Raw genomic sequence first — 24,355 nt, forward strand, 5'->3', positions numbered from 1 at the left:
AAAGCAACACGGGAACACAAGCATGAGCTTCGCGGGCAAAGTCTGGAAACTGCTGGTCGGGATCAAGGATGGTCTGGTCCTGATCTTCATGTTGCTGTTCTTCATCGCGTTGTTCGCAGTGCTTTCCGCCCGGCCCAGCCCCGGCCAGGTGCGCGACGGGGCGCTGCTGATCGACCTCGATGGATACGTGGTCGAGGAACGCTCCGAGATCGACCCGTTCGAAGTGCTGATCAGCGGCGAAGCCCCGGTCGGCGAATATTCGGTTCACGAACTGGTCCGCGCACTCGACGCGGCGGCGAGCGACGATCGGGTCAAGGCGGTGGTGCTCGACATGACCGGATTCCTCGGCGGCGGTCAGGTCCACATGCAGGCGGTGGGCGAAGCGATGGAGCGCGTGCGCAAGGCCGAAAAGCCGGTGCTGACCTACGCGCTCGCCTATGGCGACGATCACATGCATCTCGCCGCGCATGCCAGCGAAGTGTGGGTCGATCCGCTGGGCGGCGCGCTGATCGCCGGGCCGGGGGGCACCAACCTGTATTATGCCGACCTGCTCGACAAGCTGAGCATCAAGGCCCGCATCTACCGCGTGGGTGAATTCAAGTCGGCGGTCGAGCCGTTCTCGCGCAATTCGATGTCGGACGAGGCGCGCGAGAACCTCTCCAGCCTGCTCGGCGCGCTGTGGGACGAGTGGCAGGCCAATGTTAAGAAGGCCCGGCCCAAACTCGAGCTCGACCGGGTGACCGGCGATCCGGTCGCATGGGTCGAGGCTTCGCAGGGCGATCTCGCCCGGGCCGCGCTCGATGCGGGTCTCGTCGACAAGCTCGGCAGCCCCGCCGATTTCGGCGCGCGCGTGGCCGAAATCGCGGGCGAGGACAGCTGGAGCAAAGCCCCTGGCGCCTATGCAAAGACCGATTACGCGCCGTTCCTGTCGGCCCATCCGGTCAAGTCCGGCGGCAAGACGATCGGCGTCGTCACCGTCGCCGGAACCATCGTCGATGGCGATGCCGGGCCGGGTACGGCCGGGGGCGAGCGGATCGCGAAACTGCTGGACGAAGCGCTCGACGACGATTTCGCCGCGCTGGTGGTGCGGGTGGATTCGCCCGGCGGATCGGTGACCGCGTCGGAGGAAATCCGCCGCGCGATCGATCGCTACCGCGACAATGGCATCCCGGTCGCCATTTCGTTCGGCAATGTCGCTGCCTCCGGTGGCTACTGGGTGGCGACCGCGGGCGACCGCATCTTCGCCCAGCCCGAGACAGTGACCGGTTCGATCGGCGTGTTCGCCGTGCTGCCGACCTTCGAGGACGCTGCCGCCGAAATCGGCGTCAATGCCGACGGGCTGCGCACCACGCCGCTATCGGGACAGCCCGACCTGCTCGACGGGCTCACCCCCGAAGTCGATGCGATCCTGCAGGCCTCGGTAACGGATACCTACAACGATTTCCTCAGCCGCGTCAGCAAGGCGCGCAAGCTCGATACCGCGCGCGTCGACCAGATCGCGCAGGGACGCGTGTGGGATGGCGGCGCGGCGCGCCAGCTGGGTCTGGTGGACCAGTTCGGCGGGCTCGACGAGGCGCTCGCCTGGGCCGCAGGTGAAGCCGGGATCGAAGACGATGGCTGGCATCCGCGCTTCCTCGGCCAGGAGGTCAGCCAGTACGATTCGCTGATCCGCCGCATGGTCGCGGGCTCGGGCGAAAGCCGCCAGCCGCGTGGCGATCTGTTCGCGATGGCGGCGCGCGAGCGGGCGGGCATCTTCGCGCGGATCGCCAGCGATCTCGAGATGCTGAGCGGCGCGCGCGGGGTTCAGGCCTATTGTCTGCAATGTCCGACACCGGTCAGCGTCGCTTCGCTGTCCGGCAAGGATGCGGTGACCCTGTTCGGGCAGTTGCGGACGCTGATCGCACGATAGGCCGCAGGGGCGCTTGCCAAGCGCGTATCCGCGCAGTAAGTGCGCGCCCCTGTCCGGGAGAGACCTCCGACACGGACGGGCGCGTAGCTCAGTGGTAGAGCACACCCTTCACACGGGTGGGGTCGCAAGTTCAATCCTTGCCGCGCCCACCATCCTTCGGGACCTGACCAGCAGGACGTCTCCGCCAACCGGCTGACAGGGGTCGCTTGATGCGCCCCACATCCGCCGCGCGCCCCCTTCCCCCCTCATCCCATCCTCGCTACCCCTGTGTGGCAATGCAGCTGTTCGAAAGTCTCGTCGTCGCGCACGTCATTGCCGGAGCTACCGGGCTGATCGCCTTCTGGGTGCCGATTGCGGCGCGCAAGGGCGGGCGGGTGCATCGCCGGTGGGGGCGGATCGCCTGCTACGGATTCATGGTCGCGGGCGCGCTGGCGATCGCGATGGCGCTGCTGTCGCTCTACGGGCCGGAGCAGCGCATTCCGACTTTCACCGATCGCGCGCTGTTCGAGGGGCTGTTCGGCTGGATGATGCTCTATCTCGGGCTGCTGACCATCGGGTTCGCGGATTACGGGCTGGCGATGGTGCGGCATTCGCGCGATCGCGAGGCGCTGCGCCGACCGCGCTATCAGGTGCCGATGGCGGCAGTGGTGGTTTCGGCGGTCTGGTGCGGCGTCTATGGCTATGGGGTCGGCGATCCGCTGATGGTGCTGGTTGCCGCGATCGGAGTGGTCGCCATGATGTTGCAGCAGCGCTTCATCTGGCGCGCGTCGCCTGCGCGGACCGACTATGTCGGCGAGCATTTTCGCGCGCTGCTGGGCATGGGCATTTCGGCCTACACCGCGTTTCTTTCGGTCGGGCTCATCCGCGCGATCCCCGAACATGTCTTCAATCCGATGATCTGGGCCGGGCCGAGCGTGGTCGGGGTCAGCCTGATCCTATATTTCACGATCCAGACCGGGTCGCGAAAGCGTGGCTGACCGTCGCTGCGTGCGGTCAGGTCAGGTCCGGGCCCACATCCGCAACAGGTTGGCGATGTTCTTGTCGAGCGTGAGCAGTTCGACCGAGTTCGGCTCGAGCTGCTGGCGCAACGCGACCCGCAGGTTCTCCAGATCGAACAGCAATTCGCGCTGCGCCTGATCGGGAACCAGGCTCTCGATCCAGCCCACACAGGCGATCCGTTCGCCCTCGGTCACGGCGCACACCTCGTGAATGCTGGTCGCCGGATAGAGCACCAGCTGCCCGGCCTTGCCCTTGATCCGCGAGGTCATCCCGGCGGAGTGCACGACCAGTTCCCCGCCCTCGTATTCGTCCGGAGCGGACAGAAACAGCGTGAAGGCGAGATCGGTGCGCAACGCCGCCTTGTCGGAGCCCATGATCGCATTGTCGACATGCGCGCCGTAGTGCCCGCCATCGGCTGTCCGGCTGACGATCAGGCGGGTGAAGCGGCGCGGGCGGGCGGCGGCCTTTACCACCGGATTCGCCGCCACCAGCTTCAGCACGCGCTGTTCGATTTCCTGCCCGACCGGGCCGGTCATCACCGCCTGCCGGTTGTGCTTGACCGCCCCGGCGACCTTGCCCGCGGTCGCGCGCCCGTCGCGCCATTCGAGCGCATCGACCCGGCGGCGCAGGCCGGCAAGCTGGTCTTCGTCCTCGATCGCGGAAATCGTGAGTATCATCGCTGCTCTCGTCGGATAATCATTTGCACCGGCTCACCCTCGCATTATGGCTCTCGCCGATCACGAATATCGCCGGAGGACACGCAATGAAAGTCGAGTTGAAGACCTGGGCAGGACTGGGGCTGGCAACCGCCCTTGCGGGCGCGGGGCTTGCAGGGTGCGCCGGGGAAGGCGGCGAGAGCGGCGAAACCGCCCAGACTTCGCAGTCGGGCGAAGCCGGTGAGGCAGGCGAAGGGGAAGGCGGCGAAGGAGAAGGCGGCGCCATCGGGACCGAGGTCGCCGCGCTGTCCTTGCCGCAGCGGGTCGCCTTCATGTCGGGGCACGCGGCCGCAGGCATCGCGCTGTATCGCGCGGGCGAGAGCGAGGCGGCCGCGCCGCACCTGCTCCACCCGGTATCCGAAACCCATGCCGACGAACGCGCCGGTCTGGCGCAGCTGGGTTTCGATCCGGCGCCGTTTGAGCAGGTTAGCGCCGCGCTCGAGGCGAGGAAGCCCGCCGCACAGATCGAACCGCAGCTCAAGGCCGCCGAAGCCAACCTTGCCAAGGTGCGGGCGGCGGCAGGCGGCGATCCGGCCGAGCAGATCCGCTTCCTGATGGACGTGGCGTTCGAGGAATACGCAGTCGCGGTGCCCGAAGGCTCGGTTGCCGATCCCGGCGAGTATCAGGACGCCTGGGGATTCGTGAAAGTCGCGCGCGAGATCGCCGAAGATCTCGATGCGCCCAAGGCGGCGCAGATCCGCAAGACGCTCGATACCCTGCTCGCCCTGTGGCCCAAGGACGCGCCGATCCCGCCCGAAAAGCCGGCCGCGAAGGGTCAGGTTTCCGCCCTGACGGCGCGGGTGCTGCTCGATCTGCCGCCGACCTGATCCGGATGCTCAGTCGCGCCGCGCGATCCCGTTGGCGAGCAGCGCGTTGACCCGGGCGGCAATCGCGTCGGCGGCGACGGGTGCCTCACCCTCGCCCCAGACCGCGTAGCGCAACCCGACGAACACGTTCATTCCCATGATCGCCCAGGCTTCGACTTCGCCCAGTCCCGCCCGAAACTCGCCATCGGTCGAACCCTTGGCGAGCCGCTGTTCGATGCGTTCGGCAATCGTTTCGTAATGCATGCGGTAGCTCGCCGGGTCGACGAATTCGGCTTCGTCGATGATGCGATAGATTTCCTTGTGCTCGCGCGCGAACTCGAGAAACGCGGAGAGCGCCGCCCGCTCCACTTCGAGCGCGCTCATGTCTTCCGATAGCGCGGCGCGCGCACTGGATTTCACATTCTCGCTCATGTCCGCCACGAGCGCGCGGAACAAAGCGTCCTTGCTGTCGAAATAGGTGTAGAAGCTGCCCAGGGCGACTCCCGCACGGCGGGTGATCGAGCTGACCGAGGCTTCGTGAAACCCCTTTTCCCCGAACTCGATGGCCGAGGCGTCGAGCAGTTTGCGCAGGGTCTTGCGCCCGCGTTCGGTGCGCGGGGTCTTGCTGTCGGCGACCTTGGCCGCGCTGCCGGTCGGCTGATCCATGCCCTCCTCCTCTGGCGCTTGCCTACGGCGCACGGCGGCTGCGCACAAGTCTAAACTTGAAAGTTGGTTCACCTTTCAATATCAGGGCGTACATACGAGGGTTTGGAGAGGAACCGATCATGAATTTCACGCTTCGCAGCCGCGCGCTGCTGCTCGCCGGGTGCGCCGGAATCGCCGCATGGGCCGCGCCCGCTCACGCGCAATCCTCGGCCGACGATGCCGAAGTCGTGAACGACGACACGCAGGGCCCCGGTATCATCGTCACCGCACGGCGGCGCGAGGAAGCGCTGATCGACGTGCCCCTGTCGGTCACCGCGATCACCGGCGAAAGCCTGGAACAGCAGGGCGTACAGTCGCTGACCGAAGTGGCGCAGCAGGTGCCCAACATCACGCTCGAGGTCAGCCGCGGCACCAATACCACCCTCACCGCCTTCATCCGCGGGGTCGGCCAGCAGGATCCGGTCGCCGGGTTCGAGGCGGGCGTCGGCCTGTATGTCGACGATGTCTATCTCAACCGCCCGCAGGCCGCCGTGCTCGATATCTACGATGTCGAACGGATCGAGGTGCTGCGCGGACCGCAGGGCACGCTGTATGGCCGCAACACGATCGGCGGCGCGATCAAGTATGTCACCGCCCGCCTGCCCGACGATCCCAGCTTCAGCATCCGCGGCAGCTACGGATCGTTCGACCAGGCGGACCTGATCATCACCGGCTCGGTGCCGGTCGGCGACAGCCTGAAGATCGGCGCCAGCGGCGCGCGGCTTTCGCGCGGCGGGTTCGGCAACAACCTCAATCTCGGCACCGAGAACTACAACAAGGACGTGTGGGCCGCGCGCGGGACGATCGAATTCGACAATGGCCCGCTGTTCGTGCGCCTGTCGGGCGATTACGTGCGCGACGAAAGCGAAGCGCGGCAGGGATCGCGCCTGATCCCCAGCCTGTTTACCGGCGCACCGGTGCTCGACGACGTGTTCGACACGCGCGCGGGCCTCAACGTGGTCGACCAACAAGTCGAAGCCTATGGCGGCGCGCTCAATATCGCGATCGAGCTGTCGGACACGGTGACGCTGAAATCGATTACCGGCTATCGCGAGGACAAATCGACCACGCCGATCGATTTCGACAGCCTTCCCGCTGCCGATCTCGACGTGCCCGCGATCTACGAGAACGACCAGTTCAGCCAGGAATTGCAGCTGCTCTACGAAGGCGACCGGCTGTCGGGCGTGCTCGGGTTCTACTATCTCGACGCCAACGCCTTCACCGCCTTCGACGTCGCGCTGTTCACCACCGGCGCGCTGATCAACCTGCCGGGCCTCAACGCCCAGACGCTGGGCGATGTCGGGACCGAGACGTGGTCGGTGTTCGGCGATTTCACCTACGATATCACCGACACGATCAGCGTTTCGCTCGGCGGTCGCTATACCCGCGACAAGCGCACCAGCCGGGTGCTGCGCACGACCTTTATAGGCGGGTTTTCGGACCTGTTCGTGCCCGGCAGCACCGCGATCCCGATCGCCGTCACCAGCGATTTCGAGGGCAGCGAGACCTTCGAGGATTTCAACCCGCGTGCCTCGATCAGCTGGCAGCCGACGCGCAACCACAACATCTATTTCACCTATTCGCAGGGCTTCAAGGGCGGCGGGTTCGATCCGCGCGGCCAGACCAGCGCCGCGCCCGATCTCGATGGCGACGGGGACCGCGATTTCGACGACCAGTTCGAATTCCTGCGGTTCGGGCCGGAAACGGTCGACAGCTACGAGCTGGGCTGGAAGGCCTCGCTGCTCGACAACCGGCTCAACATCAGCCTCGCCGGCTTCATCGGCGAATATGACGACGTGCAGATCCCCGGCTCGGTCGGGCTCGATACCAATGGCGACGGGATCAACGACAGCTTCATCGGCATCACCTCAAACGCCGCGAGCGCCGACGTCAATGGCTTCGAATTCGAAGGCAATGCGCTGGTCGGTCGCGATTTCTGGGGCGATGGCAGCCGCTTCAACGTCAACTGGTCGCTCGGCTATCTCGATGCGGGCTTCAACACCTTCATCGATGCGTTCGGCAACGATGTCGCCGATCAGCGAGTGTTCCAGAACACCCCCGATATCACCGCGCACATGGGCTTCGTGCTGGGCGTTCCGGCGGCGGACGGCATGGTCGACTTCATCGGCCTCGCCTCGCTGCGCTCCGACGCGAGCCAGTTCGAAGTGCCCAACCGGTTCCTCGATCAGGATGGCTTCGTGCTGGTCGATGCCAGCATCGTCTACACCAGCGACAGCGGGCTGTTTTCGATCGGCGGGCACGTGAAGAACCTGTTCGACAAGGAATATATCGTCGCCGGGTACAATTTCGTCGCAGGGGGCACCCCGCCGGGCACGCCGTTCCGCTCCACGCTCGGCCTCGAAGGAACGCTGACGGGCTTCTACGGCGACCCGCGCCGGTTCTTCCTCACCGCCGAGGTGAATTTCTAGCGCTTTCGCCGCCGGAGTAAGGCCGGCTGCGCGACGGAGATTGCTCGCAGAAAACGAAAGGCCCGGCTCCCACAAGGGCAGCCGGGCCTTTTTCGTCCGATGGATCGGATCAGGTCGTCGGGGCGTTCGCCGCTCCGGTCTTGCCGGTGCCGTTCGCCGCTCCGCCGGGCGGCGGATCGATGATCGTGCCGGTGTCGGCTGCGGGCGAGGCGTTGCGCAGCGGCGTTTCGATCCTGTCGCCGGCATCGGTGCCACCGTCGCTCTGCCTGCGATCGAAAAAGCGTTTGGCGAAATAGCCGCCGACGCCGAGCACCGCGAGCGCCGGAAGGCTGACGCGGCGGACGATCATGGGGATGGCGGTTGCAATCGCGGTCCCGGCGATCCCGCCGGCGACGGGCGATTGCTTGGCAACTTTGGAGCCGATCGCGGCCCCGAGAATGTTCTTCAGCATGGTGTCTATCTCCTTATGCGAAACAACGCTTTGCAGGCGGGGTTGTTCCGAGGGCGGACGTGGGCAAGGCACCGGCGATCGCCGGGGGCCGGGAGCAGCCATTGCCCCTTTCCATCGGCAGGCGAAGCGGGCATAGCCCCTCGCCATGCACGACATCCGCATGATCCGAGACGATCCCGACGGCTTCGACGCGGCGCTGGCGCGGCGCGGGGCGGAGCCGGTGGCACAGGCGATCCTCGCGCTCGACGAGCAGCGGCGCGCGGTGACGACGCGGCTGCAGGATGCACAGAGCCGTCGCAACGAGGCATCGAGGGCGATCGGTCAGGCGATGGGCCAGGGTGACACCGAGAAGGCCGAGACGCTGAAGGCCGAGGTCGCGCAGATCAAGGCCGACATGCCCGCGCTCGAGGATGAAGAACGCGCGCTCGGCGAACAGCTCGAAGGCGCGCTGGCGATCATTCCCAACCTGCTCGCCGCCGACGTGCCCGAGGGCGCGGACGAGAGCGGCAATGTCGAGGTGTCAAGCTGGGGCACCAAGCGCGACTTCGACTTCGAGCCGCAGGAACACGCCGACATCGCCCCGGCGCTGGGGATGGATTTCGAGACCGGCGCGAAGCTTTCGGGCGCGCGCTTCACCTTCCTGCGCGGACACATGGCGCGCCTGCACCGCGCGCTCGGCCAGTTCATGATCGACCACCAGACGCGCGAGCACGGCTACACCGAATGCGCCCCTCCGGTGCTGGTCAAGGACGAGGCGATGTACGGCACCGACAAGCTGCCGAAGTTCGCCGAGGACAGTTTTCAGACCACAGACGGCCGCTGGCTCATCCCAACCTCCGAAGTCTCTCTCACCGCCAGCGTCATGGACCAGATCCTCGACGAGGCTGCCCTCCCCATGCGGCTCACCGCGCTGACACAGTGCTTCCGCTCCGAAGCGGGGGCGGCGGGCAAGGACACGCGCGGGTTCATCCGCCAGCACCAGTTCGAAAAATGCGAGTTGGTCAGCATCGTCAAACCCGAAGAATCCGAAGCCGAGCACCAGCGCATGCTCAACGCCGCTCAGTCGGTCCTGGAAGCACTTGAGCTGCCTTACCGCACCATGCTGCTGTGCACTGGAGACATGGGTTTCGGCGCGCGCAAGACCTACGATCTGGAGGTGTGGCTGCCCGGACAGGGCGCCTATCGCGAGATCAGCTCGTGCTCCAACACCGGCGATTTCCAGGCGCGGCGGATGAAGGCGCGGTATCGGCCCGAAGGCGAAAAGAAGACCGAATTCGTCCACACCCTGAACGGTTCCGGCCTCGCGGTCGGGCGGACGCTGGTGGCGGTGATCGAGAATTGCCAGCAGGCCGACGGCAGCGTCACGGTGCCCGCAGCGCTCGCGCCCTACATGGGCGGGATAACCCGGCTTGAGCCATCCGGAAAAGATTCAGGCACCTGATGCGCATCCTCGTCACCAACGATGATGGCTACCACGCGCCGGGCCTCGCCGTGCTGGAGGAGATCGCGCGGCAATTTTCGGACGATATCTGGGTCTGCGCGCCGTCGGAGGAGCAATCGGGTGCGGGGCATTCGCTCACGCTCAGCCAGCCGGTACGGCTGCAGAAATTCGCCGAACGGCGGTTCGCCGTCACCGGCACGCCGACCGACAGCGTGATGATGGCGCTGCGCGAGGTGCTCGACGATCCGCCCGACCTGATCCTGTCGGGAGTCAATCGCGGGGCCAATCTCGGCGACGATATCACCTATTCGGGCACCGTCTCCGCCGCGATCGAGGGCGCGCTGGCCGGCATCCGCTCGATCGCAATGAGCCAGGTTTACGGCCCGGCTGCGAACGGCCTGAGCGACACCTTCTCCGCCGCGCGCGAATGGGGGCCGAAAGTCATCGGCCCACTGCTCGACGCGCCGTTTGCCGAGCGCACACTGGTCAATGTCAACTTCCCCCCGCGCCCGGCGAGCGAGGTCAAAGGAATCCGCGTCGTGCGACAGGGCTTCCACGATTATTCGCGCGGCTCGATCGTCGAAGGGCGCGACCCGCGCGGCCTGCGCTATTTCTGGTTCGGCCTGCATGCAATCGAACACACGCTAGACCACGGCACCGATCTCGAGGCTATCGACGAAGGCTCGATTGCGGTGACGCCGCTGCAACTCGACTTGACGCATCATGCCACCATCGACACCCTCGCCCAGCGGTTCGAGGGGTAGGGACACGGGGCATGGCAGCGAGCGACAGCGACAGGATCTTCCCCAAGAAGACGACCCGCCAGGTCAAGATCGGCTTCAAGCCGCTGCGCCGCGCGGTCAGGATTCCGGTCTGGGGCGATCTCGGCATCCGGATCGGGCTCGCACTGCTGCTGATCTTCATCGTCATCATGATCCACTGGTGGGATCGCGATGGCCTGGTCGACAATTTCGACGGCGAGGTCAGCTTCCTCGACGTGGTCTATTTCACCATGATCTCGATCACCACGACCGGGTTCGGAGACATCGCCCCGATCAGCGAGCGCGCGCGGCTGGTCGAAGCGGTTATCGTGACCCCGATCCGGTTTGCGGTGTTTTTCATTTTCGTCGGTACCGCGTACAATTTCATCATCAAGCGTAGCTGGGAGAAGTGGCGCATGACCCGTATCCAGGAACAACTCAGCGGGCATATCGTGGTGCTCGGCTATGGCATTTCGGGGTCGGAAAGCGTCAACGAACTGATCGAGCGCGGCAGCAACCCCGCCAATATCGTGGTGGTCGACCCAAGCGAGGAACGGCTCAAGGAGGCCGAAAAGCTCGGCGTCAACGTGATGGCAGCCGATGCCACCCGCGACGAAACGATGAAGGCGGTGCGCATCCACGAATCGCAAAGCGTGCTGGTATCGGCGGGGCGCGACGACACCTCGATCCTGATCGTGCTGACCGTCCGCCACCTCGCGCCCAACGTGCCGATCAGCGTCGTCGTCCGCGCCGACGACAACGAATTGCTCGCCCGTCAGGCCGGGGCCGACAACGTCATCAACCCGGTGCGCTTTACCGGGCTGCTGCTCGCAGGCTCGGCCAAGGGCGCACACATCGCCGATTACCTCGCCGATCTCGCTTCGGTGACGGGCCGGGTTCAGCTGGTCGAGCGGGTGGTCGAGGACGACGAATGCGGCGCGGCCATCACCGATCTGAAGTCGGGCGGGCGCGGCCTCAGGATCTACCGCAATGGTCGCGCCATCGGGTACTGGGAAAAAGAATGCCAGAGCCTGCAGCGCGGCGATGTCATCGTCGAGATCGTGCCGACCGAAAACGGCAGTGCGAACGGCGACGAGATCGCCGAAACCGACCGCTCCAGCCGGAATCAGCGGAACAGCAGGAAGACCGCCCCCATCGAAGACATGCCGACCAGTATATGGCCCGAATCGATCAGGAAATGGGTCAATGTCTTGCGCAAGTAGAGGTAGTTGATCCCCATCGTCGGGATCATCACCCCGACCGCGAAGCCGATCGCCATCATCATCACCACATGCGGTGCGGGATCGGTGCGCTCCAGCAGATGCCACAGCACCATCGCGATCAGCACCTCGAACAGGAAAGACAGCCCGAAGATCAGCGGCATGTTGCCTGACTGCACGGCCTCGTCGGACATTCCCGCCGCCTTTTGCCATGCCTTGCCGAAGATCGCCCCGTACCAGATCGCACCCACGGCAAAGAACGCGGCAGCACCCGCCAGCACCGGCCACACAGAAAAGTCGCCCATAGTCATCACCCTCCCGACGCGACCGAACTGGTTGTAGCGCAAGTGCGGCAAGCGGTGTAGAGGCGCGGCCAATCATGAACACTCCCTCACCCCTTCCGGACCAGAAACGGGTCGGCATGGTCAGCCTCGGCTGCCCGAAGGCGCTGGTCGATTCCGAGCGGATCCTCACCCGGCTGCGCGCCGATGGCTACGCGATGAGCCCCGATTACCAGGGTGCGGACGTGGTGCTGGTCAACACCTGCGGCTTCCTGGACAGCGCCAAGGAAGAGAGCCTTGCTGCCATCGGCGAAGCGATTGCCGAAAACGGCCGCGTGATCGTCACCGGCTGCATGGGCGAAGAGGCCGACGCGATCCGCGCCGCGCATCCGCAGGTGCTCGCGATCACCGGCGCGCACCAGTACGAAGCGGTGGTCGAAGCGGTGCACACCCACGCGCCGCCCAGCCAGGGTCCGTTCGTCGACCTGATCCCGCAGCCCACCGGGCTCAAGCAGCAAAGCGATAGCCCAGACAACTATGTAAAGCTCACCCCGCGCCACTACAGCTATCTGAAGATCTCCGAGGGCTGCAATCACTCCTGTGCCTTCTGCATCATCCCGCAATTGCGCGGGAAGCTGGCAAGCCGCCGGATCGACGCGGTGCTGCGCGAGGCGGAAAAGCTGGTCGCGGCGGGGACGAAGGAGCTGCTGGTCATCTCGCAGGACACCAGCGCCTACGGCGTCGATACCCGGCACGAGGAACGCGATTGGAAAGGCTCACCCGTCCGCGCGCACATGACCGATCTGGCGCGCGAACTGGGGCAGCTGCGCACTTCGGACGGCACGCCGCCCTGGGTGCGGCTGCATTATGTCTATCCCTACCCGCATGTCGACAAGGTCATCCCGCTGATGGCCGAAGGGCTGCTGACGCCCTATCTCGACATCCCGTTCCAGCACGCGTCGCCAAACGTGCTGAAGCTGATGAAACGCCCTGCCAACGAGGCGAAAGTGCTCGATCGACTGAAGTCGTGGCGCGAAACCTGCCCGGATATCGCCGTGCGTTCGTCCTTCGTGGTCGGCTTTCCCGGCGAGACCGAAGCCGATTTCCAGTACCTGCTCGAATGGCTCGAGGAAGCGCAGCTCGACCGGGTCGGCGCGTTCCGGTTCGAACCGGTCGAAGGCGCGGCAGCCAACGCCCTGCCCGATCCGGTGCCGGAGGAGATAAAGGAAGAGCGCTACGCCCGGATCATGGAAGTGACCGAGCGGATCAGCGCCGCCAAGCTCGAAGCCAAGGTGGGCCGGGCCATCCCGGTCATCATCGACGAGGTGGGCGAGCCCGATGATGACGGCGACATCGGCGCCACAGGCCGCAGTCAGGCCGATGCGCCGGAGATCGACGGCGCGGTCTATCTGCGCAACGTGCCCGAACGTCTCGCTGCCGGCGACATCGTGACGGTGCAGATCGAAGACAGCGACGCCCACGATCTGTTCGGCGTGATCGCAGCGTGATCGACGAGCGCGCACGCGAACCCCTCATGCAGCTCAGGATATCCGCCAACTTCGCGTTCGAATTCGACCAGCCGACCGACGCTCTCCTGCAGTTCGAAGCGGCTGCCATTCCCGAACAGACAATCCATTCGGCGCGCACGCAGCTGAGCGAAACCGAGTACATGGCCCGCGTCCCGGCGCAGGATTCCATCGGGGAACGAATCTGGCTCCGCGCCGATGGCCGCTGCGAGGTCGCCTATGAAGCGGTGGCGGAACCGCACCGCCTGCGTTCCGGGATCGCATCGCTTGCCCAGCTTGCCGCGCACCGGCTGCCGGGCGAGACGATCGAATACCTGCTCGATTCGCGCTACTGCCCGGCCAGCCGGTTCCAGCCGTTCGTGGACGCGGAATTCTCGGGCACCAGCGGGGGCGCGCGGATCGAGGCGATCCGGTCCTGGATTGCGCAGACACTTGCGTATGCCCCCGGCTCCAGCGATGCGGGCACCGATGCGGTGGCGACGTTTATCGCCCGCCGCGGCATTTGCCGCGATTTCGCGCACCTGCTCGTCACCTTCGCGCGCGCATCCGCGATCCCGGCGCGCTACGTCGCTTGCTTTGCGCCCGGCGTTACCCCGCAGGATTTCCACGCGGTTGCGGAAGTGTTCCTGCCCGACCCCTCGCAACCCGATGGCGGTGCGTGGCAGCTGGTCGATGCTACCGGCATGGCGGACGCCACCGATATCGTGAAGATCGGCGTCGGGCGGGACGCCGCCGACGTGAGCTTTCTCACCAGCTTCGGCCCGAACCGGTTCCTGTCGAGCGAGATCGCGGTCGAACAGGTTTGATTGCGCGCGGGCAAGCATTCCTAGTGCCTCGCCGCTTTGCATGCCCGGCCGGGCGCGCTAAACGGAATTGATAACGGTATCAGCACGCCATCGATGTCTGCAAAATCCTGCAAATTGCCAAGATCGTTTGCAACGATGGACTGCGTTGGTAGAGCCTTAAATCTCCGATTACCTAACGTTCTTGGCGCAATTTGTGTGGGGTGGCGCGAATGAAAATTTCTGCGGATCGACTGCTGCTGTTCGGCGCGACCGGCGATCTCGCCCGGCGCATGCTGCTGCCGTCGCTTTGCGCGCTCGATGCCGACGGGCTGCTGTCGGAGAACCTCCGCATCATCGGCACTGCCCGCAGCGAGATGACCGACCAGGAGTTTCGCCAGCTGGCGCGCGAAGCGCTCGAAACCTTCCTCCCGGCCGAACGGCGCGGGGGGATGGCGAATTTCCTCAACCGGCTGAGCTATCAGGCACTCGATGCGACCACGCTCGAAGGGTTCGATGCGCTCGCCGAAAAGGTCGGCCCATCGACCAGCGCGGATGCCGATGGCGGCCTCGCGATCTTCCTTTCGACCGCGCCGAGCCTGTTCGGACCGACAATCGCCGGGTTGCAGCACGCCGGGCTCACCGGCGATCACGTCCGCATCGGCCTCGAAAAGCCGCTCGGCACCGACCTCGAAAGCAGCTGCGCGATCAACGACGCGGTGGCCGAGGCATTCAGCGAGGACCGGATTTTCCGGATCGATCACTACCTCGGCAAGGAGACCGTGCAGAACCTGCTCGCACTGCGGTTCGCCAACATCCTGTTCGAGCCGATCTGGAACTCGAACTACATCGAGCACGTCCAGATCACCGTCGCCGAAACGGTCGGACTGGAATCGCGCGTCGCCTATTACGACGACAGCGGCGCGCTGCGCGACATGGTGCAGAACCACATGCTGCAATTGCTCGCGCTGGTGGCGATGGAGCCGCCGACCAGCTTTGATGCCACCGCCGTGCGCGACGAGAAGGTCAAGGTGCTGCGCGCACTGCGCAAGGTCGAGGCGGGCGAAACGGTCACCGGGCAGTATCGCGCGGGTGCGATCGGCGGGCAGGCGGTACCCGGCTACGACGACGAGCTGGGCAAGGATTCGGACACCGAAACCTTCGTCGCGATCAAGGCGCATGTCGACAACTGGCGCTGGAAAGGCGTGCCGTTCTACCTGCGCACCGGCAAGCGCCTGCCCGAACGCGTGACCGAAATCGTGGTGAAGTTCCGCTGCGTGCCGCACTCGATCTTCGATGCCACGGGGTCCGGGCTCAATCCCAACCAGCTGCTGATCGGCATCCAGCCCGAGGAAAACATCACCCTGTCGCTGATGGCGAAGGTCCCCGGCCTCGGCACCGACGGCGTGCGGCTGCGCGAGGTGCCGCTCGAAATCACGATGCCCGACGCCTTCGTCGGCCAGCACCGCCGGATCGCTTACGAGCGCCTGCTGCTCGACCTGATCGACGCCGACCAGACGCTGTTCGTGCGCCGCGACGAGGTCGAGGCGCAGTGGCAGTGGGTCGACGCGATCCGCGCGGCGTGGGAAGCTGCGGGCACGAAGCCGAAGACCTACACGGCGGGCAGCTGGGGCCCGAGCGCGGCGATCGCGCTCGCCGAACGCGACGGAGTGAGCTGGCATGAGTGAACTCGACGACACGATCCACCGCGTCACGCAGCGCGTGATCGAAAATTCGCGCGCCAGCCGCGCCGCCTATCTCGACCTGATGAAGCGCGAAGGCGACCGCAAGCCCGAGCACAAGGATATCGCCTGTTCCAACCTCGCCCACGCCTTTGCCGGGGCGCTGGAAGACCAGCAGGCGATGAAGAACAAGCGCGGGCCGAATATCGGGATCGTCACGGCCTACAATGACATGCTGTCGGCGCATCAGCCCTATGGCCGCTACCCCGACCGGATGAAGATCTACGCCCGCGAAGTCGGCGCCACCGCGCAGGTGGCGGGCGGCACGCCGGCGATGTGCGACGGGGTCACGCAGGGCGAGGACGGGATGGAGCTGTCGCTGTTCAGCCGCGACATCATTGCGCTTTCGACCGGGGTCGCGCTGTCGCACCAGATGTATGACGGGATCGCCTGTCTCGGCATTTGCGACAAGATTGTGCCGGGCCTGCTGATGGGCGCGCTGCGGTTCGGCCATCTGCCGACGGTATTCGTTCCCTCAGGTCCGATGCCGAGCGGAATTTCGAACAAGCAGAAGCAGGAGACCCGCCAGAAATACGCTGCAGGCGAGATCGGTCGCGACGCGCTGCTTGAAAGCGAGCTGGGATCGTACCATTCGCCCGGCACCTGCACGTTCTACGGCACCGCCAACTCCAACCAGATGATGATGGAGATGATGGGGCTGCATATCCCCAGCGCGGCGTTCGTGCAGCCGGGCACCAAGCTGCGCCAGTCGCTCGACCGCGCCGCCGTCCATCGCATCGCCGAACTCTCCGGCACGACCGAGCGTACGCTGGCGCAGGTCGTCGACGAGAAGGCGATCGTGAACGCGGTGATCGGCCTTCTGGCGACCGGCGGATCGACCAATCACGCGATCCACATTCCAGCGATGGCCCGTGCTGCAGGGATCGTGATCGACTGGAACGACATGGCCGAGCTTTCGAGCGTGGTTCCGCTGCTGGCGCGGGTCTATCCCAACGGATCGGGCGACGTGAACCAGTTCCACGCGGCCGGCGGCATGGCCTATGTCATTCGCGAGTTGCTCGACGCCGGGCTGGCGCATCGCGACATCCTGACGGTGAGCGAAGGCGGGATGGACGCCTATACCGCCGAGCCGGTTCTCGACGGCGACGATCTCGGCTGGTCGCCCATTGGGGAAACCCGTGACGACACGATGCTGCGCGCAGTTGGTGAAGCGTTCCAGCCCGATGGCGGGATGAAGCTCGTCACCGGCAATCTCGGTCGCGCCTGCTTCAAGTCCTCTGCCGTCTCGCGCGAACGCTGGACCGTCCAAGCGCCTTGCCGCGTATTCCAGACCCAAGCCGACGTCGTCGCCGCATTCAAGGCAGGCGAGCTCGACAAGGACGTGGTGGTCGTGGTCCGGTTCCAGGGGCCGCGCGCCAACGGCATGCCCGAATTGCACGCGCTCACCCCCTCGCTCGCCGTCCTGCAGGATCGCGGTCACAAGGTCGCGCTGGTCACCGACGGGCGGATGTCGGGTGCGAGCGGCAAGGTGCCCGCCGCGATCCACTGCACGCCCGAGGCGAAAGGCGGCGGCCCGCTGTCGCTGCTGCAGGATGGCGACGTGATCCGTCTCTGCGCCGAGACCGGCGAGCTGTCGACCACCGCCGACCTTTCCGAGCGCACTCCGGCACCCGACCCCGAGGTCGCATGGGGCGTCGGCCGCGAGCTGTTCCGAATGATGCAGACCCATGCAGATGGTGCGGAGCGGGGAGCTTCTGCGATGCTGGCGAGCGCGGGGCTCTGATCTTGGCCGGAGGGACCGAAATCGTCGCGGTCGATATCGGCGGAACGCACGCCCGCTTTGCCATGGCGACGATCGCCGATGACGGCTCGATCACGCTGGGCGAGCCGGTCACCCTGCATACCGACGATCACGCCAGCTTTCAGACCGCGTGGGAGGATTACCGCGACCGGCAGGGCGGCACGCTTCCCGATGGCGTCGCGATGGCGATCGCCGGGCCGATCGACGACCAGATCATTCGCTTCACCAACAATCCGTGGATCATCCGCCCGCCGCTGATCCGCGAGAAACTCGGGTGCTCGCGCTTCACCATCGTCAACGATTTCGCCGCCGTGGCGCATGCTGCGGCGCGCGCACCGGCGGAGCAGTTCCTGCACCTTGCGGGACCCGATACCGAATTGCCCGCCACCGGCACGATCAGCGTTCTCGGCCCCGGGACCGGTCTCGGCGTCGCCTATTTCTGGCGCGGCGATGGCGGCGCGGTGCATGTCCAGGCGACCGAGGGCGGTCACGGCGATTTCGCCCCGGTCGACGCGATCGAGGACGCCATCCTCGCGCGGCTGCGCAAGCGTCACAACCGCGTTTCGGACGAGCGCGTGGTCTCCGGCCCGGGAATCGTCGATATCTACCAGACGCTCGCCGCGATGGAGGGCCGGGCGGTCATGGACCTCGATGATATCGCAATCTGGACCGCGGCGGCATTGGGCGATGACAGCCTCGCCGCCGCCGCGGTCGACCGGTTCTGCATGGCGCTGGGCTCGGTCGCGGGCAACATCGCGCTGATCCAGGGGGCGGGCGGCGTGGTGATCGCCGGCGGGCTTGGTTACCGTATCCGCGAGACGCTGCTCAACTCGGGCTTCGCCTCGCGCTTCACCGCAAAGGGTCGCTTCAGCGGGCTGATGGCGACCCTGCCGGTAAAGCTCATCGTCCATCCTCAGCCGGGCCTTTATGGTGCGGCCGCAGCCTTCGCCAAGGAGCATTGCGCGTGACCGAGAAACCCGTGCTGCAGCACGTCCCCGACCTGCTCGAACGGTTGCAGCAGCTGCACACCCGCACCCAGGAAACTCCGCTGTTCAACCCGGTGTTTCAGCTCGGGCTCGACCTGTCGCGCGCGCTCGAAGGCGGCGCGCTCGACCTCGACGCGCTCGAGGCGCTGGTCGAGGAACTCGAATGCGCCAGCCTGCAGGCCCGCGCCACGCGGTTGCGGCGTAACCTCTCCCCGGTCGCGCCGGACGCCAACGCGGCAACGCTGGGAGACGCTCTGACCCGGGACCATGACCTTCCCGCCTTTCGCGCCCGCTGGGAAACGCCGTTCCTGCACGCGGTTTTTACCGCACACCCGACCTTCCTGCTGACGCCCGGCCAGTCCGCTGCCGTTGCCGACGCAGCCAGCAGGGACGGCGACATCACCCGCTCGGTCTGCAGCGCCACGGGCGATCGCCCGGCGGTCACGCTAGATTACGAACACGGCGAAGTCGTGCGCGCGCTCGCTCACGCGCAGGATGCACGCTCGAAGATCGTCGGGCAGACGCTGCGCCACGCGGCGCAGCATTGGCCCGATCGCTGGCGCGAGCTGACACCCGTCCCGTTCCGCTTCGCAAGCTGGGTCGGATACGACATGGACGGGCGCACCGATATCAAGTGGTACACCTCGATCCGCTTCCGCCTGTCGGAAAAGGCCGAGAGGCTCGCCCGCTACACCGCCGATCTCGAACGGATCGATCCGGCGCACAAGCTGGTCGCCACCTTGCGTGCCGGGGCGGAACAGGCCGCCCGAAGCGCCGATGACTTTTCGCAGGATCTGAATGCGCCCGAAGACCTTTCCGCCGCCGCCAACCGGTTGACCGGTGACGATCCGGCCAAGCTCACCTCGCTCGAACCGGTGATCGCCGCACTCGAACACGAGGCTGCCGAGGCCGAGGTCGAACGCGCGATCGCGCTCAAGACGCTGGCCGCGGCGATGCGCGCGGACGGGCTCGGCATGGGGCACATCCACTTCCGGGTGAATGCCAAGCAGCTTCACAACGCGATCCGCAGCCGGTTGAAGGACCCTTCCGGTCTCGATCTCGCCAGCAAGGGCGCGATGGCCACGTTGCGGCGGATGCTGCAGGAGGTCGAGCCGCTGCGCACCAACTTCGCCAGCCTCGCGATCGAAAGCTCGACCGCGATCCGGCAATTCCTCGCGATGGCGCAGATCCTCGAACATATCGACGCCGACACCCCGATCCGCATGCTGATCGCCGAATGCGAGCAGCCCTCGACGATCCTCGCCTCGCTCTATTTCGCCAAGCTGTTCGGGATCGAGGACCGGGTCGACGTCTCGCCGCTGTTCGAAACCGAAAGCGCGCTCGAACACGGCGGGCGGTTTCTCGACGCCTTGTGCGCCGAGGAGCAATACCAGCACTATGCCCGGCTGCGCGGGCGCGCCTGCATCCAGACGGGGTTTTCGGATGCCGGGCGGTTCGTCGGGCAGATCCCGGCAAGCCTCGCGATCGAGCGTTTGCAGGGCCGGTTCGCGCAGGCACTGGCGAAGAACGGCCTCACCGATGTCGCCGCATTGATCTTCAACACGCATGGCGAAAGCATGGGTCGCGGCGCGCATCCGGGCGGGTTCGCCGACCGGCTGACCTGGCCGATGAGCCGCTGGGCGCGCAGCCGCTTCGTACGCAACGGGATCGCGCTAGAACCCGAAGTCAGCTTCCAGGGCGGCGATGGCTACCTGCACTTCGCGACACCCGAGCTGGCACAGGCAACGCTGACGCGGATCGTGACCGAGGAGCCCGAACGTTCCGAAGTGTGCGCCGACCCGTTCTACGAACGCACCGACATCAGCCTCGATTTCTACCGTGCGATCCGCGCGCATCAGCGCCGGCACCTGCGCAGCCAGACCTATTCGCGCGCGGTCACCGCGTTCGGCCTGGGCCTGCTCAATTCGACCGGCAGCCGCGTCTCGCGCCGTCAGTCCGATCTTTCCGCCGACCGCGACATGAACCTGCGGCAGATCCGCGCGATCCCGCACAATGCGATCCTCCAGCAGCTCGGCTATCCGGTGAACGTCATATCGGGGATCGGCAGCGCGGCCGATGGCAATTACGACGAGATTGCCGCGCTCATCGAGGACAGCGAGCGCGGACAGCAATTGCTGCGGCTGGCGCAGGCATCGAACGCGCTCGCCAGCATCAAGTCGGTCGCGGCGCATGGCGAGCTGTTCAATTCGGCATACTGGGCGAGCCGCCCCTATCGCGGGACCGAGCCGCATCTTTCCGCCGCCTGCGAATCGCTGGCGGAATATCTCACCAAGGACGACCGCACCGGGGTGTTCCGCCGCCTTGCCTCGCGTCTGCGGGTCGATGCGCTCAAGTTCCACCGCCTGCTGGGCATGCTTCCCGCCGAGGCGCCCGACCCGGACCGCGAGAACACACGGCGGATGATCGGCGCAGCGCAGTCGATGCGGCTGGCCTTGATGCAGCACATTTTTATCAAGGCGGTATCGGTGCCGGTGTTCAGCCGCGCCAACGATATCAGCCGCGAGGACGTGCTCGAAATGGTGTTCAGCCTGCGCGTCGACGATGCGCTGGCGCAGATGCGGCGCGCCTTCCCGACGCACTTTCCGCAGGCCAGCGATTTCGCGCTCGACGCACCGGCGGATTACCCCGACAGCGGCACCGAAGGCTACGCGCAGATCGGGCGCGAGCTGATCGACCCGATCGAACGCGCCTATGCCCTGATGCTGCGGATCGGCACGACGATCGCGAACCATTTCGGCGCACACGGCTGATCGGGCGCGAGGCTGCGAGACTCCGCTGTCGTTAACGAACTCACCCCGCGAACGTCCCCCGCAGGGACGTGGCTGCGTTAACCTCTGGAGATTACGCGGCTAACGCGCCATAATGCGCCGCATGATCAAGGGACTCAAACCGCTTCACATCGCCGCCACCGTTGCGATCGCTCTGGTCACCGGAGGCGCTTCCATCGCTATCGGGCAGTCGTCCGCCAACGAGGCTGCCGACGCCGCCGAGCAGGTCGCCGAGGAGGCGGTGAACGCGATCCGCGCGATCGATCCGACGACCGGTGGCGAATCGCTGGTGGTCGATCCGAGCCTGCCGCAGCCCTACGGGGCGCAAGTCGCACCCGAACTGCCGGTTCTGGACGAGCCGGTGGCACAGGACGCGCCTGAGATGGCTGCAAACGAACCGCCGCGCGGCCCCGCCGCCCGGATGATCTCGAACCCGCAGGTGCAATCGCTTCCGGCCCCGCAGCCCACGGCCCGGGTCCCCACCGCGAGCCGCGAACTGGCCAGCAGTGATCCGTTCGTCATCAAGAGCATCCTGCCGATCGAGGGCACGATCCGGTACGGCGAATGGTACTGGGACGAATCGCGCGCGCCGAAGAAGGGCAAGCTGGTGATCACCGTCGATCTCGACGCGCGCGTCATCAGCGCATTCCGCGACGGGCATGAAATCGGCACCGCCGTCGCGCTGCTGGGCACGCAGAAACACCCCACTCCGCTCGGCAGCTTCCCGATCCTCACCAAGGAAAAGGACAACGTGTCGGAAAAATACGACAACGCCCCGATGCCCTGGACCCTGCGCCTCACGTGGGATGGGATTGCGATCCACGGCTCGCCCGTGATGAACGGTTATGCCAGCCACGGCTGCATCGGCGTGCCCGATCCGTTCGCGGAAAAGCTGTTCGCCATCGCCAAGCGCGGCGACAAGGTGATCATCACCCGCGGAAAGATGATCGCGGTCGGCGACAAGCTTAGCTGATAGTTGCTGGGGCGGCTCGGGGGGGAGCCGCCTCAGTGGCTGGTGCGTGGCGGCTCGGTGGCGAACCGCCACGCCCTCATTTCAACCCCGGCGCGCTCGATCGCCTCGAAACCGGGAACGATCAGTACCCCGCCAAGCGATGCATTCTCGCCGCGCCACAGCCGGTCGAACGCCCGGCCCGCCTCGCTGCGGCTGACCGCGCCGCCCATCTCTGCAACGATGTGACGGATCGTTTCGATCGCGACGATGCGCGGAACATTGGCGTAATAGACGAATGCGCCATCATCGTCCGCGTGGACCATCTCTTCCCGATCGAGTTCGGCATACCATTCGATCGCGCGCCAGGCTTCGGCGAGGTGCTGCGCGCTGGTTGCCAGCGATTCCACCGATAGCCAATCATGCTGCGACAGATGCTCGCGAACGCGGACCCGATCGAACACGGGATCAGCGTTGGAAGGGTCGCGGGCCGGACGGATCCCGGCGCGGGCAACGATCGCCTCCAGCTCGGATTTGCGCCAGCCCAGCAGCGGCCGGATCAGCGGCGTCTCGCCATCGGGCAGCAACGCCGCCGCACGCACCCCCGCCAGCCCCGACAGCCCGCTGCCACGGGACAGGCGCATCAGCAGCGTTTCGGCCTGATCGTCGGCGTGGTGTGCGGTGGCGAGCGCCCCCAGCCGCCGGTCGGCCACCCAGCGACCCAGCGCAGCGTAGCGCGCCTCACGCGCCCGGGCCTGCAGGTTGCCGGGGCCGACCCGCACTGCGAGCGCCGTGAACGGAATGCCGCGTTCGCGGCAGGTCCGCTCGACCAGCGCGACCTCGCCTGACGCCTCGGCTCGCAATCCGTGATCGACGCTGGCCGCCGCGATATGACCAGGCAGCGCGCCGTGGGCCAGAAGCAGCAGCGCCATGCTGTCGGGTCCGCCCGACACCGCCAGCCCCAGCGGCCCGGTGCGCTCGGCTTCGGGCCACAGCGCATCGAGCTCCTCGGCGAAGCGACGGATCAGATCGGGATCGAGCGCGGTATCAATCGGCGCCTACTCGCAGGTCACCTTGCGGCGGTTGGCCTCGTACTGGTCGAGCAGCCGTCCGCTCGCCACTGCCGGATAGGTCTCGCCGAATTCGGCCAACGCGATGCAGGCCCGCCGGGTGTCGCCGAGCGCAATCATCGCTTCGGAGAGATACAGCAGGCTGTCGGGCGCGCGCGCGGCAGTCCGGTCGGACTGGTAATTGCGCAGGAACCAGCGCGCGGCCTCTTCGGCCATGCCGTCGTCCAGAAACGCCCGGCCCAGCAGGTTGCGACCGAATGTCATGCGCCAGTGCGACGGATACTTCTCCACGAAGTCCGACAATTGCTGGCGCGCTTCCGGGAAGAAACCGGCGTTCCACAGGCGGAACCCGTAGGAATATTCGTCGTCGCCTTCGTCGCCGGTTTGCGGCTTGGCGATTTCCTGCACCGCGGCGAGACGAGCAGCGCTGGGCCCGCTCGCCGCCTGGGGCGACGTGGTCGTTTCCCCGCCGATCGCCCGCGATGCGCCCGATCCGCTCGAAGCGCCGGTCATGGCGGCGAGATTGGTCTCGGTGGTGGTGGTTGCACCGGTGGTGGTGCCGGCCTGCGGGGTCTGGATGGCGGAAGAGGTGGCTGCGCCCGATTCCACCGCTGCCAGACGAGTCTCGAACCCGCTCAGCGCATTCTGGTTCTCCTCGGTGATCGAGGTCAGGCGCTGCAATTGCAGTTCCATCGCATCCAGCCGCGCGAGAATATCCGTCACCGCCGTGGTCGACGGTGTGGTCGAGGTGCGGGTGGCTGCGTTGGCGGTCTCGCTCGGGGCGATTTGCGGTTCGAAGAAGCGCCCGTCGCCGCCGGGAAAGACATTGCGCTGCAGCGCGCGGATCTCGGCCTCGATCTTGCGCAGACGCGCTTCGGATGTCTGGTCCTGCGCCAGCGCGGGGATCGGGCTGGTGGCCAGTGTCGAAACGGCAAGCGCGCCCGCGATAAGGCGAACGGACAGTGTCGTGTAGCGGCTCTTCATATCTGTCGGGCTCCCTCTCTTGCGTCGCGTGCTCGCCTGCCGGTCCG

Annotated in this window: 20 protein-coding genes and 1 tRNA gene; 15 read left to right on the top strand and 6 right to left on the bottom strand. The window is 66.3% G+C overall.

What is annotated here, in order from left to right:
* Positions 1 to 22: 22 nt before the first annotated feature.
* The 3 genes from sppA to KDC96_RS09570 all read left to right on the top strand — a co-directional run bounded on the left by sppA (position 23) and on the right by KDC96_RS09570 (position 2,886).
* Positions 23 to 1,909 carry a signal peptide peptidase SppA gene (gene sppA, locus KDC96_RS09560; RefSeq protein ID WP_212448225.1) on the top strand — a complete coding sequence of 629 codons (1,887 nt, stop codon included), beginning with the start codon at positions 23 to 25 and terminating at the stop codon, positions 1,907 to 1,909.
* Positions 1,910 to 1,986: 77 nt separating this feature from the next.
* Positions 1,987 to 2,061: transfer RNA gene (locus KDC96_RS09565), tRNA-Val, on the top strand.
* A gap of 123 nt (positions 2,062 to 2,184) precedes the next feature.
* Positions 2,185 to 2,886, top strand: a complete 702-nt coding sequence (locus tag KDC96_RS09570; RefSeq protein WP_212448226.1) for a hypothetical protein — start codon at positions 2,185 to 2,187, stop codon at positions 2,884 to 2,886.
* Positions 2,887 to 2,907: 21 nt separating this feature from the next.
* Here KDC96_RS09570 and KDC96_RS09575 read toward each other — a convergent pair whose 3' ends face one another.
* Positions 2,908 to 3,585 (bottom strand): Fe2+-dependent dioxygenase, encoded by a 678-nt coding sequence (locus KDC96_RS09575; protein ID WP_212448227.1) that lies wholly within the window; start codon positions 3,583 to 3,585, stop codon positions 2,908 to 2,910.
* A gap of 86 nt (positions 3,586 to 3,671) precedes the next feature.
* On the opposite strand from KDC96_RS09575, the gene KDC96_RS09580 reads away from it, so the two are divergent.
* Complete coding sequence (locus KDC96_RS09580) at positions 3,672 to 4,451, top strand: hypothetical protein (RefSeq protein WP_212448228.1); 780 nt, start codon at positions 3,672 to 3,674, stop codon at positions 4,449 to 4,451.
* 9 nt (positions 4,452 to 4,460) lie between these two features.
* On the opposite strand, the gene KDC96_RS09585 is transcribed toward KDC96_RS09580, so the two are convergent.
* Positions 4,461 to 5,096: a TetR/AcrR family transcriptional regulator gene (locus KDC96_RS09585; RefSeq protein WP_212448229.1), complete on the bottom strand. Its 636-nt coding sequence runs from the start codon at positions 5,094 to 5,096 to the stop codon at positions 4,461 to 4,463.
* 119 nt (positions 5,097 to 5,215) lie between these two features.
* Here KDC96_RS09585 and KDC96_RS09590 point away from each other — a divergent pair, with 119 nt between their 5' ends.
* Positions 5,216 to 7,564 carry a TonB-dependent receptor gene (locus KDC96_RS09590; RefSeq protein ID WP_212448230.1) on the top strand — a complete coding sequence of 783 codons (2,349 nt, stop codon included), beginning with the start codon at positions 5,216 to 5,218 and terminating at the stop codon, positions 7,562 to 7,564.
* Positions 7,565 to 7,673: 109 nt separating this feature from the next.
* Here KDC96_RS09590 and KDC96_RS09595 read toward each other — a convergent pair whose 3' ends face one another.
* Entirely contained in the window at positions 7,674 to 8,015 is a 342-nt protein-coding gene (locus KDC96_RS09595; RefSeq protein WP_212448231.1) for a hypothetical protein, read from the bottom strand.
* 145 nt (positions 8,016 to 8,160) lie between these two features.
* On the opposite strand from KDC96_RS09595, the gene serS reads away from it, so the two are divergent.
* Genes serS through KDC96_RS09610 form a run of 3 tightly spaced genes read left to right on the top strand, consistent with a single transcriptional unit; the run spans position 8,161 to position 11,440 of the window.
* Positions 8,161 to 9,456, top strand: a complete 1,296-nt coding sequence (gene serS, locus KDC96_RS09600; protein ID WP_212448232.1) for a serine--tRNA ligase — start codon at positions 8,161 to 8,163, stop codon at positions 9,454 to 9,456.
* On the top strand, positions 9,456 to 10,220 hold the full coding sequence (gene surE, locus KDC96_RS09605; protein ID WP_212448233.1) for a 5'/3'-nucleotidase SurE: 765 nt from the start codon (positions 9,456 to 9,458) through the stop codon (positions 10,218 to 10,220). Before serS ends, surE begins: the two co-directional genes overlap by 1 nt.
* An 11-nt stretch (positions 10,221 to 10,231) precedes the next feature.
* Positions 10,232 to 11,440 carry a TrkA family potassium uptake protein gene (locus KDC96_RS09610; protein ID WP_212448234.1) on the top strand — a complete coding sequence of 403 codons (1,209 nt, stop codon included), beginning with the start codon at positions 10,232 to 10,234 and terminating at the stop codon, positions 11,438 to 11,440.
* Here KDC96_RS09610 and KDC96_RS09615 read toward each other — a convergent pair.
* On the bottom strand, positions 11,344 to 11,742 hold the full coding sequence (locus tag KDC96_RS09615) for a DUF1761 domain-containing protein (protein WP_212448235.1): 399 nt from the start codon (positions 11,740 to 11,742) through the stop codon (positions 11,344 to 11,346). The genes KDC96_RS09610 and KDC96_RS09615 overlap by 97 nt on opposite strands.
* Before the next feature lie 74 nt (positions 11,743 to 11,816).
* On the opposite strand from KDC96_RS09615, the gene rimO reads away from it, so the two are divergent.
* The 7 genes from rimO to KDC96_RS09650 all read left to right on the top strand — a co-directional run bounded on the left by rimO (position 11,817) and on the right by KDC96_RS09650 (position 22,278).
* On the top strand, positions 11,817 to 13,226 hold the full coding sequence (rimO, locus tag KDC96_RS09620; protein ID WP_212448236.1) for a 30S ribosomal protein S12 methylthiotransferase RimO: 1,410 nt from the start codon (positions 11,817 to 11,819) through the stop codon (positions 13,224 to 13,226).
* Positions 13,223 to 14,050, top strand: a complete 828-nt coding sequence (locus KDC96_RS09625) for a transglutaminase family protein (RefSeq protein WP_371815469.1) — start codon at positions 13,223 to 13,225, stop codon at positions 14,048 to 14,050. The genes rimO and KDC96_RS09625 overlap by 4 nt, the downstream gene beginning before the upstream one ends.
* A gap of 209 nt (positions 14,051 to 14,259) precedes the next feature.
* Positions 14,260 to 15,714: a glucose-6-phosphate dehydrogenase gene (gene zwf, locus KDC96_RS09630; protein ID WP_212448237.1), complete on the top strand. Its 1,455-nt coding sequence runs from the start codon at positions 14,260 to 14,262 to the stop codon at positions 15,712 to 15,714.
* Positions 15,707 to 17,512 carry a phosphogluconate dehydratase gene (gene edd / locus KDC96_RS09635; RefSeq protein ID WP_212448238.1) on the top strand — a complete coding sequence of 602 codons (1,806 nt, stop codon included), beginning with the start codon at positions 15,707 to 15,709 and terminating at the stop codon, positions 17,510 to 17,512. Before zwf ends, edd begins: the two co-directional genes overlap by 8 nt.
* A gap of 2 nt (positions 17,513 to 17,514) precedes the next feature.
* Positions 17,515 to 18,498, top strand: coding sequence for a glucokinase (glk, locus tag KDC96_RS09640; RefSeq protein ID WP_256438998.1), 984 nt, complete (start codon positions 17,515 to 17,517; stop codon positions 18,496 to 18,498).
* The gene (locus KDC96_RS09645) at positions 18,495 to 21,287 is read left to right on the top strand and encodes a phosphoenolpyruvate carboxylase (RefSeq protein WP_249171743.1); all 2,793 of its coding nucleotides are present in this window, start codon (positions 18,495 to 18,497) and stop codon (positions 21,285 to 21,287) included. Before glk ends, KDC96_RS09645 begins: the two co-directional genes overlap by 4 nt.
* Positions 21,288 to 21,408: 121 nt before the next feature.
* Positions 21,409 to 22,278, top strand: coding sequence for a L,D-transpeptidase family protein (locus tag KDC96_RS09650; RefSeq protein ID WP_212448240.1), 870 nt, complete (start codon positions 21,409 to 21,411; stop codon positions 22,276 to 22,278).
* 32 nt (positions 22,279 to 22,310) lie between these two features.
* On the opposite strand, the gene tilS is transcribed toward KDC96_RS09650, so the two are convergent.
* Together tilS and KDC96_RS09660 are read right to left on the bottom strand one after the other, a co-directional pair.
* Positions 22,311 to 23,207, bottom strand: coding sequence for a tRNA lysidine(34) synthetase TilS (tilS, locus tag KDC96_RS09655; protein ID WP_371815470.1), 897 nt, complete (start codon positions 23,205 to 23,207; stop codon positions 22,311 to 22,313).
* 105 nt (positions 23,208 to 23,312) lie between these two features.
* A complete protein-coding gene (locus KDC96_RS09660; protein ID WP_212448242.1) occupies positions 23,313 to 24,308 on the bottom strand; it encodes a tol-pal system YbgF family protein in 996 nt (331 codons plus the stop codon).
* Positions 24,309 to 24,355: the final 47 nt, after the last annotated feature.

This window comes from Erythrobacter sp. JK5 (assembly GCF_018205975.1).
In the GTDB taxonomy this organism is placed as follows: domain Bacteria; phylum Pseudomonadota; class Alphaproteobacteria; order Sphingomonadales; family Sphingomonadaceae; genus Erythrobacter.

Coding starts and splice junctions, on each gene's coding strand:
- sppA (WP_212448225.1), top strand. CDS start 23: ATGAGCTTCGCGGGCAAAGTCTGGAAACTGCTGGTCGGGATCAAGGAT.
- KDC96_RS09570 (WP_212448226.1), top strand. CDS start 2,185: ATGCAGCTGTTCGAAAGTCTCGTCGTCGCGCACGTCATTGCCGGAGCT.
- KDC96_RS09575 (WP_212448227.1), bottom strand. CDS start 3,585: ATGATACTCACGATTTCCGCGATCGAGGACGAAGACCAGCTTGCCGGC.
- KDC96_RS09580 (WP_212448228.1), top strand. CDS start 3,672: ATGAAAGTCGAGTTGAAGACCTGGGCAGGACTGGGGCTGGCAACCGCC.
- KDC96_RS09585 (WP_212448229.1), bottom strand. CDS start 5,096: ATGGATCAGCCGACCGGCAGCGCGGCCAAGGTCGCCGACAGCAAGACC.
- KDC96_RS09590 (WP_212448230.1), top strand. CDS start 5,216: ATGAATTTCACGCTTCGCAGCCGCGCGCTGCTGCTCGCCGGGTGCGCC.
- KDC96_RS09595 (WP_212448231.1), bottom strand. CDS start 8,015: ATGCTGAAGAACATTCTCGGGGCCGCGATCGGCTCCAAAGTTGCCAAG.
- serS (WP_212448232.1), top strand. CDS start 8,161: ATGCACGACATCCGCATGATCCGAGACGATCCCGACGGCTTCGACGCG.
- surE (WP_212448233.1), top strand. CDS start 9,456: ATGCGCATCCTCGTCACCAACGATGATGGCTACCACGCGCCGGGCCTC.
- KDC96_RS09610 (WP_212448234.1), top strand. CDS start 10,232: ATGGCAGCGAGCGACAGCGACAGGATCTTCCCCAAGAAGACGACCCGC.
- KDC96_RS09615 (WP_212448235.1), bottom strand. CDS start 11,742: ATGGGCGACTTTTCTGTGTGGCCGGTGCTGGCGGGTGCTGCCGCGTTC.
- rimO (WP_212448236.1), top strand. CDS start 11,817: ATGAACACTCCCTCACCCCTTCCGGACCAGAAACGGGTCGGCATGGTC.
- zwf (WP_212448237.1), top strand. CDS start 14,260: ATGAAAATTTCTGCGGATCGACTGCTGCTGTTCGGCGCGACCGGCGAT.
- edd (WP_212448238.1), top strand. CDS start 15,707: ATGAGTGAACTCGACGACACGATCCACCGCGTCACGCAGCGCGTGATC.
- KDC96_RS09650 (WP_212448240.1), top strand. CDS start 21,409: ATGATCAAGGGACTCAAACCGCTTCACATCGCCGCCACCGTTGCGATC.
- KDC96_RS09660 (WP_212448242.1), bottom strand. CDS start 24,308: ATGAAGAGCCGCTACACGACACTGTCCGTTCGCCTTATCGCGGGCGCG.